At 68.4% G+C, this 15,050-nt stretch carries 16 protein-coding genes, 2 tRNA genes and 1 pseudogene; 16 read left to right on the forward strand and 3 right to left on the reverse strand.

Annotation, left to right across the window (positions count from 1 at the left end; all coding sequences use genetic code 11):
• Nucleotides 1-160: 160 nt before the first annotated feature.
• The 5 genes and pseudogenes from EV648_RS03225 (at nt 161) to EV648_RS03245 (ending at nt 4,488) form a co-directional block, all read left to right on the forward strand.
• Nucleotides 161-2,017: a glycoside hydrolase family 127 protein gene (locus EV648_RS03225; RefSeq protein WP_132284787.1), complete on the forward strand. Its 1,857-nt coding sequence runs from the start codon at nt 161-163 to the stop codon at nt 2,015-2,017.
• Between the two features lie 2 nt (nt 2,018-2,019).
• A pseudogene (locus tag EV648_RS45020) lies at nt 2,020-2,079 on the forward strand (twin-arginine translocation signal domain-containing protein); the annotation flags it as partial.
• A gap of 43 nt (nt 2,080-2,122) precedes the next feature.
• Nucleotides 2,123-2,707 (forward strand): extracellular solute-binding protein, encoded by a 585-nt coding sequence (locus EV648_RS03235; protein WP_158293888.1) that lies wholly within the window; start codon nt 2,123-2,125, stop codon nt 2,705-2,707.
• Nucleotides 2,708-2,775: 68 nt separating this feature from the next.
• Complete coding sequence (locus EV648_RS03240; protein WP_132284791.1) at nt 2,776-3,222, forward strand: Rrf2 family transcriptional regulator; 447 nt, start codon at nt 2,776-2,778, stop codon at nt 3,220-3,222.
• Between the two features lie 45 nt (nt 3,223-3,267).
• Nucleotides 3,268-4,488, forward strand: a complete 1,221-nt coding sequence (locus tag EV648_RS03245) for a globin domain-containing protein (protein ID WP_132284793.1) — start codon at nt 3,268-3,270, stop codon at nt 4,486-4,488.
• Nucleotides 4,489-4,495: 7 nt separating this feature from the next.
• On the opposite strand, the gene EV648_RS03250 is transcribed toward EV648_RS03245, so the two are convergent.
• The gene (locus EV648_RS03250; protein WP_132284795.1) at nt 4,496-5,704 is read right to left on the reverse strand and encodes a TerC family protein; all 1,209 of its coding nucleotides are present in this window, start codon (nt 5,702-5,704) and stop codon (nt 4,496-4,498) included.
• A gap of 173 nt (nt 5,705-5,877) precedes the next feature.
• Here EV648_RS03250 and EV648_RS03255 point away from each other — a divergent pair, with 173 nt between their 5' ends.
• Nucleotides 5,878-6,489: a TetR/AcrR family transcriptional regulator gene (locus EV648_RS03255; RefSeq protein ID WP_132284797.1), complete on the forward strand. Its 612-nt coding sequence runs from the start codon at nt 5,878-5,880 to the stop codon at nt 6,487-6,489.
• 85 nt (nt 6,490-6,574) lie between these two features.
• Nucleotides 6,575-8,137 carry an FAD-dependent monooxygenase gene (locus EV648_RS03260; RefSeq protein ID WP_132284799.1) on the forward strand — a complete coding sequence of 521 codons (1,563 nt, stop codon included), beginning with the start codon at nt 6,575-6,577 and terminating at the stop codon, nt 8,135-8,137.
• On the opposite strand, the gene EV648_RS03265 is transcribed toward EV648_RS03260, so the two are convergent.
• On the reverse strand, nt 8,104-8,670 hold the full coding sequence (locus tag EV648_RS03265) for an XRE family transcriptional regulator (protein WP_241994844.1): 567 nt from the start codon (nt 8,668-8,670) through the stop codon (nt 8,104-8,106). The genes EV648_RS03260 and EV648_RS03265 overlap by 34 nt on opposite strands.
• A 40-nt stretch (nt 8,671-8,710) precedes the next feature.
• Between EV648_RS03265 and EV648_RS03270 the strand changes: the two genes are divergently transcribed.
• Nucleotides 8,711-9,229 (forward strand): arsinothricin resistance N-acetyltransferase ArsN1 family B, encoded by a 519-nt coding sequence (locus tag EV648_RS03270; RefSeq protein ID WP_199234400.1) that lies wholly within the window; start codon nt 8,711-8,713, stop codon nt 9,227-9,229.
• A gap of 99 nt (nt 9,230-9,328) precedes the next feature.
• A complete protein-coding gene (locus tag EV648_RS03275) occupies nt 9,329-9,853 on the forward strand; it encodes a GNAT family N-acetyltransferase (protein ID WP_241994845.1) in 525 nt (174 codons plus the stop codon).
• A gap of 106 nt (nt 9,854-9,959) precedes the next feature.
• Here the strand turns inward: EV648_RS03275 and EV648_RS03280 are convergent, their stop codons facing one another.
• Nucleotides 9,960-10,838: a M23 family metallopeptidase gene (locus EV648_RS03280; protein ID WP_132284803.1), complete on the reverse strand. Its 879-nt coding sequence runs from the start codon at nt 10,836-10,838 to the stop codon at nt 9,960-9,962.
• A gap of 455 nt (nt 10,839-11,293) precedes the next feature.
• Between EV648_RS03280 and EV648_RS03285 the strand changes: the two genes are divergently transcribed.
• The 7 genes from EV648_RS03285 (at nt 11,294) to EV648_RS03315 (ending at nt 15,030) form a co-directional block, all read left to right on the forward strand.
• Nucleotides 11,294-12,238, forward strand: coding sequence for an NAD-dependent epimerase/dehydratase family protein (locus tag EV648_RS03285; protein WP_132284805.1), 945 nt, complete (start codon nt 11,294-11,296; stop codon nt 12,236-12,238).
• A 146-nt stretch (nt 12,239-12,384) separates the two neighbouring features.
• Nucleotides 12,385-12,457 (forward strand) — tRNA-Thr (locus tag EV648_RS03290).
• A gap of 50 nt (nt 12,458-12,507) precedes the next feature.
• A tRNA-Met gene (locus EV648_RS03295) sits at nt 12,508-12,581 on the forward strand.
• Nucleotides 12,582-12,647: 66 nt separating this feature from the next.
• Entirely contained in the window at nt 12,648-12,815 is a 168-nt protein-coding gene (rpmG, locus tag EV648_RS03300) for a 50S ribosomal protein L33 (protein WP_020388160.1), read from the forward strand.
• A gap of 318 nt (nt 12,816-13,133) precedes the next feature.
• Entirely contained in the window at nt 13,134-13,556 is a 423-nt protein-coding gene (locus EV648_RS03305) for a MaoC family dehydratase N-terminal domain-containing protein (RefSeq protein ID WP_132284807.1), read from the forward strand.
• A complete protein-coding gene (locus EV648_RS03310; RefSeq protein ID WP_132284809.1) occupies nt 13,553-13,960 on the forward strand; it encodes a MaoC family dehydratase in 408 nt (135 codons plus the stop codon). Before EV648_RS03305 ends, EV648_RS03310 begins: the two co-directional genes overlap by 4 nt.
• Nucleotides 13,957-15,030 (forward strand): UDP-N-acetylmuramate dehydrogenase, encoded by a 1,074-nt coding sequence (locus EV648_RS03315; protein WP_132284811.1) that lies wholly within the window; start codon nt 13,957-13,959, stop codon nt 15,028-15,030. Before EV648_RS03310 ends, EV648_RS03315 begins: the two co-directional genes overlap by 4 nt.
• The last annotated feature ends 20 nt before the right edge of the window (nt 15,031-15,050 follow it).

A 15,050-nucleotide genomic window follows, 5' to 3' on the forward strand; every position in this document is an offset into this window, starting at 1 on the left:
CAACTTTCCGGACTTTCCGCAGTCAGCTCGTACGGTACCCCAGCCGATCTGGAACTCTCAGCATCTGACCAGCTCCAAGGGGTTGACCAGGCCGGTGAAGCTCTCTACTTTCGATCAGGAAAACGTGTTCCGGATTTTCCGTCCAGCCCAGGAGTCGCTGATGAGCGCCAGCCCGGAAGCAGCCACCACCTCCCTCAGCCCCGCCGCCGCCCGCCGCGGGAGGTGGCAACCGGTCGGTCTCGGGCAGGCCCGGATCGGCAGCGGATTCTGGGCTCCGAGGCAGACCCGGAACGGCGACCAGGCGATCCCGTTCGGGCAGCAGCAACTCGAGTCGGCCGGCAACCTGCACAACCTGCGGCTGGCCGCGGGGATCGGCGAGGGCGAGGCGATCGGGCCGGTGTTCGCCGACTCCGACGTCTACAAGTGGCTCGAGGCCGTCGCCTGGGAGTACGGCCGGAACCCTTCCGAGGAGCTCCTCAAGCGCCAGCGCGAGCTGACCGCGATCGTCGCGGCCGCGCAACGCGAGGACGGTTACCTCGACTCCGTCGTGCAACTCCGGTACGGCGACGAGGGCCGCTACCAGCAGCTCGTCTGGAGCCACGAGCACTACTGCGCCGGTCACCTGATCCAGGCGGCGGTCGCGCAGGTCCGGTGCACGGGGGATCGCGAACTCCTCGAGGTCGCGATCAAGCTGGCGGACCACCTGGTCGCATCCTTCGGTGACGGGGACGGCAAGACCGTGGATGTCGACGGTCATCCGGTGATCGAGATGGCCCTGGTCGAGCTGTACCGCGAGACCGGCACGAGCGCGTACCTCGAGCTCGCCCGCTGGTTCGTCGAGGCCCGCGGCCACGGCATCATCGCGAACCACGGCCACGAAGCGACGTACTTCTCCGACCGGGTTCCCGTGCGAGAAGCCGCCACCGTGGAAGGCCACGCGGTACGGGCGGTCTATCTCGCGGCCGGGGCGACGGATGTCGCACTGGAGACCGGTGATGCGGAGTTGCTGGACGCGTCGCAGAGGCAGTTCGCGCACATGTGGTCGACGAAGACCTACGTGACCGGCGGACTCGGCGCGCGGTGGGAAGGCGAGGCGTTCGGCGACGAGCACGAGCTGCCGCCGGATCGCGCGTACGCCGAGACGTGCGCCGCGATCGGTGGCATCCAGTGGGCCTGGCGGCTGCTGCTGGCGACGGGCGAAGCGCAGTACGCGGATGCCATCGAGCGGATGCTCTACAACGGCTTCCTGGCCGGGGTCTCGCTCGCCGGCAGCCAGTACTTCTACGTGAACCCGCTCCAACTGCGAGGTTCCGCGCACCCCGACAACAACCGCAGTCCCGCCCACGGCCGACGCGGCTGGTTCGACTGCGCGTGCTGTCCGCCGAACATCATGCGCACCCTCGCCAGCCTCGACGGCTACCTCGCGAGCACCAGCACCGACAGCGTCCAGCTCCACCAGTACGCCGCGGGCGCGGTGACGGCGGAGCTGCCAGGGCGCGGCTCGATCGGGCTGACGGTTGAGACGGAGTACCCGTGGCAGGGCTCTGTCCGGGTGACTGTCGAGCAGACGGTCGAGGATCCGTGGGCGCTGGAGCTGCGCATCCCACTGTGGGCCGAAGGGGCAACCCTCGACGGCGCTCCGGTGGCAGCCGGCGAGTATGCGCGGATCGAGCGAGAGTGGCCGGTCGGTGCCGTCGTGGAAGTCCAGCTGCCGATGAAGCCGAGGCTGGTCACGGCTCATCCGAGGGTCGACGCGGTCCGGGGATGTGTCGCGCTGGAACGCGGGCCGCTGGTCTATGCGGTCGAGCAGGTCGACCAGCAGGCGAACGTCGACGACCTGCACCTGCTGACCGACGCGGAAGTCGCCGTCAACCACGACCCGTCGCTGCTCGATGGTGTCACCGTTCTGAGGACCAGAGGTAGGACCGACACCGAGGTCGAGGTCGTCGCGGTCCCGTACTACGCCTGGGCGAACCGTGAGATCGGCGCGATGCGCGTCTGGCTCCCGCGCGGCTGATCATGCTGACCCGACGGAGGTTCCTCGGCGCAGCGACCGCCACCGCGGCGGCCGGGCTCCTGCCTGGCTGCAGCTCAGTGTTGCCGGAGCCGGGACGCGCAGTACGTGACCAAGCTGGCTCCGGCGATCCGCGGCCGGGGAGTGCCGGACCTGGTGGACATCGACGACATCAACTCGATGCTGTTCATCTACCGCGACGCCTTCACCGATCTCACCGAACCGCTGCGGGCGTTGGACTTCCGGGACAGGTTGAGCCCCGGACACCTGCGGCTGGCCACGAAGTCCGACCGGGTGTACGGCGTGCCGTATCTGGCCGACAACTCGATGTTCTGGTTCAACACCGAGCTGTGCGACAAGGCCGGGGTCGATCCGGACCAGGCGATCAAGTCGTTCGACGACCTGCTGGACGCGGCCCGGAAGCTCCGCAAACTCGGCGATGACATCTACGCCTGGAGCTTCCCGGCGAACAGCCCGGGAGCGCTCGGGTTCGTCGTCCAGCCGATGATCTGGGCCGCCGACACCGACCTGATCAAAGGGGAGATCGGGCAGCAGTCCGGCGACATCGTCGGCAACGACGTGGTCCAGCGGATGCTGGAACTGCACCGGCAACTCTGGGTCTGCGTGGTCCTGTACGTCGGCCTGCAGCGCTTCTACGTGACGGGCCTGGCCTCCGGAGCCGTCAAGGGCTAGCGCCTGTGCTGCACCGCACAGTCAAACAATTTGGCACTTGAGATGCCGAATTATGTAGGGTCGCGACTGTGCAGCTCACCCGATTCACCGACCTCGGGCTTCGCATTCTGATGCGGCTCGCCGTGTCCGAGACCGATGGCTCGGGGCCGACCACTCGGTCGGTAGCGGATCAGATGGCGGTCAAGTACACGCACGCCGCGAAGGTCGTGTCGCGACTGCAGAGTCTTGGAGTCGTCGAGACCCGTCGCGGACGCCATGGTGGGCTGAGCATCTCCGAGCACGGCCGCACCGTGTCGATCGGTCGGCTCGTGCGTGAGCTCGAGGGCACGTCGGAGGTCATCGAGTGTGAGGGGACGAATCCCTGTCCCCTGCGCCACGCATGCCGGTTGCGGGTGGTGCTGCGCGACGCGCAGGAAGCGTTCTTCAGAGAACTCGATCCGTTCACGGTGACCGATCTCACCGGGCCGCCGACGGCGCGCGTCCTGCTTTCGCTGGCCGACCGCCCCGCCAGTTAGCGCACCCGTCAACCCTTGTCACCCGTCAACCCCTATGGAGGATGCATGTTGTCAGCCCAGTCGACTCAGGTGGTCAAGGCCACGCTGCCGGTGATCGGTGCCGCGATCGACGAGATCACGCCGATCTTCTACCGGCGGATGTTCGCCGCGCACCCAGACCTCGAACGGGACCTGTTCAACCGCGGCAACCAGGCACAGGGTGACCAGCAACGTGCGCTGGCAGGTGCGATCGCGGCGTACGCCACCCTCCTGGTCAGCGACAACGCCCCCACGCCGAAGGATCTGCTCGCCCGGATCGCGCACAAGCATGCCTCGCTGGGCATCGCCGAGGACCAGTACGCGATCGTGCACAAGCACCTGTTCGACGCCATCGTGGAGGTGCTCGGGGACGCGGTCACGCCTGAGGTCGCGGCGGCCTGGGACGAGGTGTACTGGCAGATGGCCAATGACCTCATCGCGATCGAGAAGGAGCTGTACGCCGAAGCGGGCGTCCAGCCCGCACAGGTATGGCGCACCGTGGTCGTGCGAACGCGGGTCCAGGAGTCGCCGGACACGGTGTCGTTCGTCCTCGCATCGCCGGACGGGAGGGCGCTGCCCACGGCGCGACCCGGTCAGTACATCTCCGTGGCCTGCACCTTGCCCGACGGTGCCCGGCAGATCCGCCAGTACAGCCTCACCCGGGCGCACCGGGCCGATGAGTGGGCGATCAGCGTCAAGGCCATCCTCGCCTCTCGCGCCGACGACGGCTCGCCGATTCCCGAAGGTGAGGTGTCCAACTTCTTGCATCGCAGTGTCTTCGAGAGCGACGTGCTCACCGTTTCGCCGCCGTTCGGTGACCTGGTCCTCGACACCTCCGACTCACCCCTCCTGCTGGTCTCGGCCGGCATCGGGTCGACCCCGATCATCGGCATGCTGCACTACCTGACCCACACCGCCTCGCCGCGCGACGTCATGGTCCTGCACGCCGATCGCTCCCCGGCCCGGCACGCCCATCGACAAGAGCTCAAGGAGCTCGTCGACCAACTGCCTGCGGCCACCCTGCACCGGTGGTACGAGGACCTCGGGGTGCGACCCACGCGCGACGACCTCCTCGCCGGCCTCGTCGACCTCGACGCCGTGGACATCCCCATCGATGCGCAGGTCTACCTCTGCGGACCGCTGCCGTTCATGGAGTCGGTGCACAGCAGCCTGATCGCGTGCGGCCTGCCCGAAGCCAACATCCGCTATGAGGTGTTCGGCCCGGACAAGTGGCTCGCCACCGTCTGAGGGGCGGTCAAAGGCTGGGCCGGATCTCGTGGTCGGCGTGCGCGGCGGCGTGGCTGTCGGCGGCACGCCGGCAGAGGTCCATCAGCTCGGGTTCATTCTTGACCTGCTGCCTGGCCCCCGGGCCGAGCGCGCGGATGTGGTCGCGGGCCGCCAGCAGCCGCAGGAAGATCCGCTCACGCTCGTCCGGGTCCGCGGTGTACTCGGCGTCGAGGTAGGCGGCCGCGTCCCGGCGGATCTGCGCCATCGCGGTCTGGGTCCGGCCGCGGGTGCTGAACAGCGACGCGAGGATCGTGATCAACAGCACCGCGATGATGACGACCAGCGACACCCCGGTGCTGATCTCCGCGACGTCCACCGGCTCGCCGCCGTTGATGAACGGCAGGTTGTTCTCGTGCAGCGCGTGCAGGATCAGCTTGGCGCCGATGAACGCCAGGATCGCGGCCAGCCCGAAGGACAGGTAGATCAGCCGGTCCAGCAGGCCGTCGAGCAGGAAGTACAACTGGCGCAGGCCGAGCAGGCTGAAGGCGGTCGCGGTGAACACGATGTAGACGTTCTGGGTCAGGCCGAAGATCGCCGGGATGGAGTCCAGCGCGAACAGCAGGTCGGTGCCGCCGATCGCCACCATCACCAGCATCATCGGGGTCAGCGCCCGCTTGCCGTTCTCGATCGTGAACAGCTTGTCACCGTCGTAGTAGTCCGTGGTCGGGAGTACTTTGCGGCTGAGCCTGACGACCACGTTCTGCGCGGAGTGCGACTCCTCGGTCTGCGGCTTGAGCATGTTGCCGGCGGTCAGCAGCAGTGCCACCCCGAACAGGTAGAACACCCAGGAGAAGGTGTTCAGCAGCGCCGAGCCGAGGAAGATGAACGCGGTGCGCGCGATCAGCGAGAAGACGATGCCGAACAGCAGCACCTTCTGCTGGTTCTCCCGCGGCACCCGGAAGCTGTTCATGATGATCAGGAAGACGAACAGGTTGTCGACCGAGAGCGCCTTCTCGGTGATGTAGCCCGCGAAGTACTCCGAGCCCATCGTCGGGCCGCCGATGACCAGCATGCCGAGTCCGAACAGCACCGCGATCCCGACGTACAAGCCGGACCAGATGGCGGCCTCCCTCAACTGGGGCGTGTGCGCGGTCCGGACGTGGAAGAAGTAGTCGAACAGCAGCAGTCCGACGATCGCCGCCACCGTCAGGATCCAGACCAGCGGGGAAACGGTCATAGTCTCGGTTCCGATCGCGAAGGGGTAGAAGGTGCGTCCGGGGTGACCCGCGCACTAGCCAACCATGAGCCCTCGGCGGCTGTCGCCGACCGTCTCGAACAAGGCGGCACCGGAGCGGTATTTGCCGAATAGGCATATTTGCACTTTAGGCAAATTTTGCTACGGTAGCTGGTATGGACACGGTCGGGCTGCGGGAGCGGAAGAAGCAGGAGACCCGGATCGCGCTGAGCTGGGCGGCGGTCCGGCTGGCGGTCGAGCGGGGTCTGGACAACGTGCGGGTCGAGGACATCGCCGCCGAGGCCGGGGTCTCGCTGCGGACCTTCCGGAACTACTTCTCCAACAAGGCCGAGGCGATCGCGGCCAGGCACGTCGATCGAACGCTGCGGATCGCGGAGGCGTTGCGCGCGCGTCCGGCCCGCGAACCGCTGTGGCCCGCTCTTCGGGGCGCGATCGAGACCCAGTTCGCGCTGGGTCAGGAAGGCCATGGCGGGATGGGCAAGCCGGATGAGCAATGGCTCGCCGGGATCCGGCTGATGCTGACCGAACCGGCACTGCAAGGCGAGATCGCCAAGGCGTCCGCGACCGCCGAGCAGGAGTTGGCGGACGCCATCGCCACCCGGACGGGCGCCGGCGGGATGTATCCGAGGCTGGTCGCTGCCGCAGTGGGCGCTGCTGTCGCGGTGGCGATGGGCGAGTGGCTGCGCGCCGATCCGCCGCTGCCCATGGCCGACCTGCTGAGTGACGCCCTCGATCAACTGCAGGCCGGTCTGCCGGAGCCCGGCTAGCCCATCCAGAGATCCACCCGGGAGGTGCCGTGTGCGCTGCCGGGGTGCTGAGTCACGCCCAATTGAGACTGGAAGGAACAGGCTGATGCTTACCGATGTCGTCATCGCGGGTGCCGGACCGAACGGACTGATGCTCGCCTGCGAGCTGAGTCTGGCCGGGGTCCACCCGATCGTGCTGGAGAGGCTGCCGGAGCGCAGCGAGGAGCCGCGAGCCAACGGGCTGGTCGGCCAGGTGGTCCGGATGCTCGACCGTCGCGGGGTGTACGAGCGCCTCAAGGGTGACCTCATGCCGCCGGCTCCGGTGCCGGCCTTCACCTTCGGCGCCTTGCCGCTGGAGCTGAGCGGGTTGGATGACAACCCGCTGTACATACTCGGCGTTCCGCAGCGCCGGATCGAAGAGGTGCTGCAGGAGCGGGCGCTCGAGCTCGGCGTCGAGATCCGTCGCGGGCACGAGCTGACGAACCTGTCTCAGACTCCCGAGGCCGTCACTGTCGAGGTGTCCGGCCCGGACGGTTCGTACGAGTTGCAGGCCCGCTATCTGGTCGGCGCCGATGGTGGTCGCAGTCTGACCCGCAAGCTCGCGGGGATCGACTTCCCGGGCGTCACGACCGACACCATGGTCTCCCGTACTGCGAACGCGGTGGTTCCGCCCGAGCTGGTGGATCCGGCGACGGGCGCGCTGGTGATACCGGAGTACGGGGTGATTCCGCCGTTCAGGCATCACCGGAACGAGCGTGGGATGTTCGTGTTCGCGGCGTTCCCCGGGCGGGCTCCGTTGGTGAGTACGGGGGAGTGGGATGCACCGGCTGACGGGCCTATGACGTTCGAGGAGTTGAGGGAGAGTGTGCGGCGGGTGCTCGGAGTAGACCTGCCGCTGGCGGTGCCTGAAGGGGACGGGCCGCACGTGCTGCGGCGGGTGGTCGGTGGGAACAGCCGGCTGGCCGCGCGGTTCCGGGAGGGGCGGGTGCTGCTCGTCGGCGATGCCGCGCACGTGCACTCGGCGATCGGCGGGCCCGGGCTCAATCTGGGGTTGCAGGACACGATCAACCTCGGCTGGAAGCTCGCCGCCGAGATCCAGGGGTGGGCGCCGGACGGGCTGCTCGACAGCTACGAGGCCGAGCGTCGGCCCGTCGGCGAGCGCGTGGTCATGCAGACGCAGGCCCAGTCCGCGCTGATCGCCCCGGGCAGCGAGGTCACCGCCCTCCGCAAACTCTTCCAGGAACTCCTCGCCAAGCCGGACAACGCCCGCCACATCGCCGCCCTGATGTCCGGCGCCGACATCCGGTACGCCGATGGTCCGCATCCGATGGTCGGCCAGTGGGCCCCCGACATGCTCCTCATGCCGACCGGTGGAGCCGATCCAGTCAGGCTGGCCGAGCTGACCCGGACCGCTCGTCCACTGCTATTCGACTTCACCCCGGATGCGGTGTTCGCCCGCCAGTTCGGTACTGATCGGGTCCAGACCATCACTGCTCAGCCGCAGACGTCCGGTCTGCCGATCGCGCTGCTACTCCGACCGGACGGGTATGTCGCGTGGGCTGCTGAGGTCGATGGGACCGAGGAGCGGGAAGCTTTGCGGATCGCGCTCGCGCGCTGGTTCGGAGTACAGGCTGGTCAGGCGCGGCCTTTGACCAGTGCGACGAGGTAGCGGCAGGGGTCGGCGGTGGGGTTGTTGAAGGTGCAGGGGGCCGGGGCGCCGAGTTGGAGGCAGTCGCCGGTGGTCAGTTGGTGGAGGACGGCGCCCTCCTGGAAGTGGAGTTCGCCTTCGAGAACCCAGATCTGCTGGTACTTGAAGATGTAGGCGTCGGCGGGATACGAGACCGAGGCGCCGGGCGGAAGCTCGACCTCGACCAGTTCGAGCGGTCCCTCGGTGGTGGGTGAGACGGCGCGGCGGCGGTAGCCGGTGGCCGGGTCGGTCCAGGTCGGCTGGTCCGCGGCTCGCCTCAGCAGGTCACCGGCGCCCTCGGCCCGCGCCACCAGTTCCGACAGGGTCAGGCCGAGCGCGCCGGAGAGGCGGCCGAGCAGTACGGCTGTGGGCTGGGCCTCGCCGCGTTCGATCTTGCCGATCATCGCGCGGGAGACGCCGGATCGCTCGGCCAGGGCGTTCACGGAGAGATCCTGGGCGACCCGGGCGGACTGGAGGGTGGCGGCGAGCGAGGCGGACAGCGGATCTTCCAACATGCTTGCCACTATAGGGGCAAGTCTGGCTACTATCGTAGTCATGAAGATCAGAGATGCCTCGGAACTCGACGCCGGGGCCTGTGCGGCGATCTACGCGCCCTACGTGGAGCAGACCGCGATCAGCTTCGAACTCGACCCACCGACCCCCGCCGAGATGGCCGAACGTATCGCCCGCTCGCTCGAGACGCACGCCTGGCTCGTCCTCGAGGACGAAGGCCGCGTCGTCGGCTACGCGTACGCCGGGCCGATGAAACCCCGAGCGGCGTACCGGTGGTCCTGCGAGGTCAGCATCTACCTGGAACTCGGCAGACGCCGCACCGGAGGCGGCCGGGCCCTCTACGAAGCCCTCTTCGAGCGCCTGACCGAACGCGGCTACCGCACCGCCGTCGCCGGCATGACCCTCCCGAACGACGCCAGCGTGGGCCTCCACGCCTCCCTGGGCTTCGAACCCATCGGCACCTACCGAAACATCGGCTGGAAACACAACACCTGGCACGACGTCGCCTGGTCCCAACGCCCCCTGGCCGCCCCCACCACCCCACCCACAGAACCCCATTAACGCGGTGCTCAGCCCGTACTTCCAGATTCCACTGGCGGTCTCACCGCGGAACTCAGCTTCAGCTCCTGAATGCACCTGTGCTGGGTGACGATGGACGACGTGACTGATGACCGCTCGCCTGCCGCAGCCGATTCGACCGGGAACGTGACTGTTCGGCGGGCTGTGGAAGCTGACGATGCGGCGCTGCTGGAGATCGAGCTGACCGCGTGGGACGGGTCGTCCGGTTTCCCCTCGCTCACCAGCGGCGAGCGGAGCCAGTTCTTCAATGAGCGCAGCGGACCCGACGCTCACCTGGTCGCCGAAGCCGATGGCGAGGTGCTCGGCTACCTCCGGCTGCAGGACAAGTACCCGTTCCCCGAGGGCAGCGGCGTACTGGCCATCAACGGCCTGGCCGTTGCCAACAACGCCCGGGGCCGCGGCGTCGGCTCCACCCTGCTCAAAGCCGCCACCGCCGAGGCCGGACGCCGCGGTGCCCGCAAGATCACCCTCCACGTCCACGCCACCAACGCCCCGGCCCGCCGTCTCTACGAGCGCCATGGCTACACCCTCGAAGGCACTCACCACCGCGAGTTCCAGATCGACGGCGAGTACGTCGACGCCCTGCATCTGGCCAAGTTCCTCTGACCCGTACGCCGACCCCACGCGGATCGGCTGGCCTCCGGGACACAAACAACCGGGTGGCTCCCCTGAGAACGTGGGGAGCCACCCGGTTTGGACGGGGGTACAGGGGTTACGGGTTGATGCCCCGGGCCTCGAGCCAGGGCTCGGGGTTGATGGCGGGGCCTCCGTTGGGGAGGACCTCGAAGTGGAGGTGGGGGCCGGTGGTGTTGCCGGTGACGCCGATGGCGCCGACCTTGGAGCCGGCCGAGACCGAGTCGCCGACGGAGACGTCGAACTCGGACATGTGGCTGTAGGAGGTCACCGTACCGTTGGCGTGGCGAACCTTAACCTGGCGGCCGTACGCACCCGCGAACTCGGCCTGGATCACCTTGCCGGCCATGACCGAGCGGACCGGCGTACCGATCGGGGCGGCGAAGTCGAGGCCGGTGTGGTTGGCGGCCCAGCGGCCGCCGGCTTGGCCGAAGCGCGCGGTCAGGTGGTAGCCGGTGGTCGGCAGGACGATCTTCGGAGCCGCCGCTGCCCTTGCGGCGGCTGCGGCCTTCGCCTTGGCGATCGCCGCGGCTTCCGCCTTGGCCTTGGCGATCGCCGCGGCCTTCGCGGCTGCGGCTGCCTTGACGGCCGCTGCCCGCTTCTGAGCGGCGAGAGCCTTGGAAGCCGCCAGGGCGAGGGCCCGGCGCTGGTTCAGGGTCGCGGTGGCAGCCAGCTTGGCGGCGCGGAGCCTCGCCTGCTCGGCCGCTTGGGCCTTGCGGGTGGCCTCCAGGGTCAGGTCGGTCCGCGACCCGTCCCGCGAGGTCTGCTGCTGGCGCTCGATCCGAGCGGTGGTGAGGGCGTTCTGCTGGGCAGAGGTGGCGCTGGTGGCCGCACCGGAGGGGGAGGAGTTGAGGGCGACAGCGCCCGTGCCCGCGGCTGCGGCCAGCGCGGCCGTCAGGCCGACGAGCTGCGCGGCCTGGCGGCCAGTGGGGCGACGGGTGAGGCGGTGCAGGGCCACCCGACGGGAGCCGGGCGAGCGGCGCGGTGTCGCGCGTTCTGCATCCGACACATCGTGGTGAGGGGACACGAGAGCCTTCCAGAGTCGAGTAGCCGCCAGGGTGTGCCCAAGCGGCTCATCGACCATAACGACGCCTTCACACGGTCCTCAAACGCGCAGTGCGACCAGATCACCCAAATCCGTGACAGACGGTGAAGGCCGGACTGCCCCGTGTTGCTACTCAGGCGTAAACAAGAGGCCGAGATAGTTCAATCCGAGCGTGACTGGGATCACGCGAGTCACGCCTGCCCAGCGGCCCTTTGAAGCGCTATAGGGCGTCTCGCCGCGATCAGTTCGCGGGGCGCGGTGAGCGCCACCGGCCGGTCCTCGACGCGTTCTCGGCCCCCGAGCGCTCTGCCTTCTGCCTAGCGCAGACGAGTCTTGAGTGGTCCCGCGGGCTGCCGTAGGACGGAGTCATGCGGATCGCGATTCTGGGCGGGACCCAGTTCATCGGCAGGGCCATCACCTCGCGGCTGGCGGGGGAGGGCCACGAGCTTCTGGTGGTTCATCGGGGCGAGCATGAGCCGGCTGATCTTCCTGACGTGCGGCACGCGCATGTGGATCGGCATGACGGCCCTGCTCTGCGCGAGGCAGTCGCCGGCTTCCAGGCGGAGGCTGCCGTCGACGTGTCCGGCATGAACGCCCGCGCGGCTGAGGCGGCGCTCGGTGCGTTCGGCCCGGGGGTGAAGTTGGTGGCGATCTCCAGCGGGGACGTCTACCGGGCCTATGACGCTCTTCATGCCGGGTGGACGAGCGACGCGCTGCCGTTGACGGAGGACTCGCCACTGCGCGAGCGGCGGTTCGTGGACGGACCGGAGTACGAGAACCTCGAGATGGAGGAGCGGTATCTGCCCCGCGGGGCCACTGTGCTCCGGCTCGGGGCGGTCCACGGGGAGCATGACTATCAGCGCCGGTTCGAGTTCGTACTGCGACGGGTGCGCGCCGGGCGGAAGCGGATCCCGGTGGGCTCCGGGCAGTTCCTCTTCAGCCGCGTGTACGTCGGGGACGTGGCGGCGGCCGTCTCCCTGGCCCTGGCGGGGGATCACCGGGGTGAGGCGTTCAACGTGGTCGAGCGGGCCACCGCGCCGTACCGGCTGTTCGCCGAGCAGATCCTGGTGGCGGCGGATGCGCCGGACGTGGAGCTCGTCCGGGTCTCCGACGAGAGGCTGCCGGCCGATCTCGAGCTCACCGGAGTGCTGAGTCAGCATCTGCTGATGGATCCGGGCAAGGCGCGGTCCGTGCTCGGCTGGGAGCCGGTGGATCCGGCCGCCGGCCTGCGGGAATCGGTGCGGTGGCACCTCGCGAATCCGCCGGCGGATGCCTCGGACGACTTCAGCGCGGACGACGCCGCGTTGGAGTGAGAAGCGGTGCCGAGCTGGTCCGGAAATTGGTCGGAAGCACTCCTGGGAACCGGTATGCTTCTCGGGTTGGTTGAGGGACCTTGCAAGGGGTGCCGCTCTCGATTTCACATCGGGGCAGCAGACCGTGTAATCTCTCTCCTCGGCCCGCCCCTTTAGCTCAGTCGGCAGAGCGTCTCCATGGTAAGGAGAAGGTCTACGGTTCGATTCCGTAAAGGGGCTCTGAGAAACGCTGCACCACCCGGTCCGCCAGGTGGGGTGACGGACTCTCTGGCGGGGTAGCTCAGGTGGTTAGAGCACACGGCTCATAATCGTGGTGTCGCGGGTTCGACTCCCGCCCCCGCTACCCACCACCATGTATTTCGAGAGCGCGATCACCCAAGTTGCGCGCTCCTGACAAGAAGAGGCAGTAGTGGCCAAGGCAAGCGACGTCCGCCCGAAGATCACGCTGGCGTGCACGGTATGCAAGGAGCGCAACTACATCACCAAGAAGAACCGGCGTAACGACCCGGATCGTCTTGAGCTGAAGAAGTACTGCGCCCGTTGCAACGACCACACCGACCACCGCGAGACCCGCTGACCTCAGCAGTCTTCCGGGAGGGCCGCTTCGAAACCCGAAGCGGCCCTTTCGCTGTGCCCTGAGGTCCCTTACGTCCGAAGAAGTGGAGTAAACCTCCCTCCACTTCTTCGGACGTAAGAGGATCAGACGGTGAGGATGGGTTTGCCGCCTTCGTAGGCGGTGAGGCGGTCGGCTCGCGGGGTCAGGCAGCAGGAGACGCAGACCGTGCCGCTCGCGGGTTGCCGCGCAGAACGCCATGGCCTTCCCGCGATCCCCCAGGTGTTCAGCTGAGTGGGTGGCGGCACTAGCCGTCATAGTCTGCCAGTAGGGTTACTGGATATGACGATCGACGCCACGATGGTCGGCCGGAGCTATGCGGCCGCCGAGTCCTACCAGGTCGGCCGGGAGAAGATCCGGGAGTTCGCCGACGCGATCGGGGACGCCAACCCGGCGTACCGGGGTGATGACGCGATCGCGCCGCCCACCTTCGCCTTCATGGTCGCCAACCCGGCGCTGTTGCGGTTGCTCGCCGACGACGAGCTCGGGCTGCGGCTGGACCGGATCGTGCACGGCGCGCAGAAGTTCAGCTACACCCGCCCGATCAAGGCCGGCGACGACATCGCCGCGACAGCTACCATCACCACCGTGCGCAAGGCCGGTGACGTCGAGGTGATCATGTACGAGACCGCGCTGACCACCGTCGACGGCGACCCGATCGCCACCTCCACGTCGACCATCTCGCACAACCGGGCGGACTCGTGAGCAGCGTCGAGGTCGGCACCGAGCTGCCGCCGCTGACCGTCACCCTGCGCCGCGAGGACCTGGTCCGGTACGCCGGCGCCAGCGGCGACTTCAACCCGATCCACTGGAACGACCGGATGGCCACGTCCCTCGGGCTGCCCGGCGTGATCGCGCACGGCATGCTCACGATGGCGTCGGCGGCCCGGGTGGTGACGGACTGGCTGGACGATCCCGCCGACCTGCTCGAGTACGGCGTACGGTTCACCAAGCCGGTGATCGTTCCGGACGACGACAAGGGCGCGACGATCACCTTCTCGGCCAAGGTGGACAAGGTCGCCGACGGCACCGCGGAGATCGACATCACCGCGCTCGCCGGCGAGGAGAAGGTCCTCGGCCGGGCCAGGGCGGTCGTGCGCGTCTCGTGAGTACTCCGCAGCCCCCGGCGGCACCGGCCGGCGACACCGCCACCGTCTCCTCCGACGTCCGGCTGGCGGACTTCACCACCCTCCGGATCGGCGGCCCCGCGGACCGGCTGGTCGAGGTGACCACCGAACCGGACCTGATCGACGCGATCCGCGAAGCGGATGCGGCGGCCCAGCCGGTGCTGCTGCTGTCCGGCGGGAGCAACGTGGTGATCGGTGATGAGGGTTTCCGCGGCACGGTGATCAAGATCGCCACCCGCGGGATCCGGGTCGACGCGGACGCGTGTTCCGGCGCGATGATCCACGTCGCCGCCGGCGAGGACTGGGACGTCGTCGTGCAGCGGGCGATCGCCGAGGAGTGGGTCGGCCTGGAGTCGATGTCCGGGATCCCCGGGCTGACCGGGTCGACGCCGGTGCAGAACGTGGGCGCCTATGGACACGAGGTGGCGGAGACGATCGCCTCCGTGCGGGTCTGGGACCGGATCGACAACGCCGTCCGGACGATCTTCGCCGCCGACTGCGGATTCACCTACCGGAACTCACGGTTCAAGGCCGACCCCTCGCGGTACGCCGTGCTGGAGGTTGCCTTCCAGCTTCCGCTCGGCGACCTGTCCGCACCGATCGGGTACGCCGAACTGGCCCGGGTGCTGGGCGTCGAGCCGGGCTCGCGAGCGCCGATGACCGAAGTACGGGAAGCCGTGCTCGGGTTGCGCCGCAGCAAGGGCATGGTGCTGGACGAGGCGGACCACGACACCTGGAGCGCCGGGTCCTTCTTCACGAACCCCCTGCTCGACACAGCGGCCGAAGTACCGGCGGGTGCGCTGCAGTGGCCCCAGCCGGACGGCCGCGTGAAGACCAGCGCGGCTTGGCTGATCGAGCACGCCGGCGTCGCCAAGGGCTACGCGATCGGCAACGCCGCCGTCTCCTCCAAGCACACCCTCGCCCTCACCAACCGCGGCAACGCCACCGCCAAGGAACTCCTGGCCCTGGCCACCCACGTCCGCACCCAGGTCCACCAGGCCTTCAACATCACCCTCATCAACGAACCAGTCCTGGTGAACTGCAGCCTCTAGCAGCACTCGGCCAGGGCGTT

The organism is Kribbella sp. VKM Ac-2568, from assembly GCF_004345365.1.
Taxonomy (GTDB): Bacteria; Actinomycetota; Actinomycetes; order Propionibacteriales; family Kribbellaceae; genus Kribbella; species Kribbella orskensis.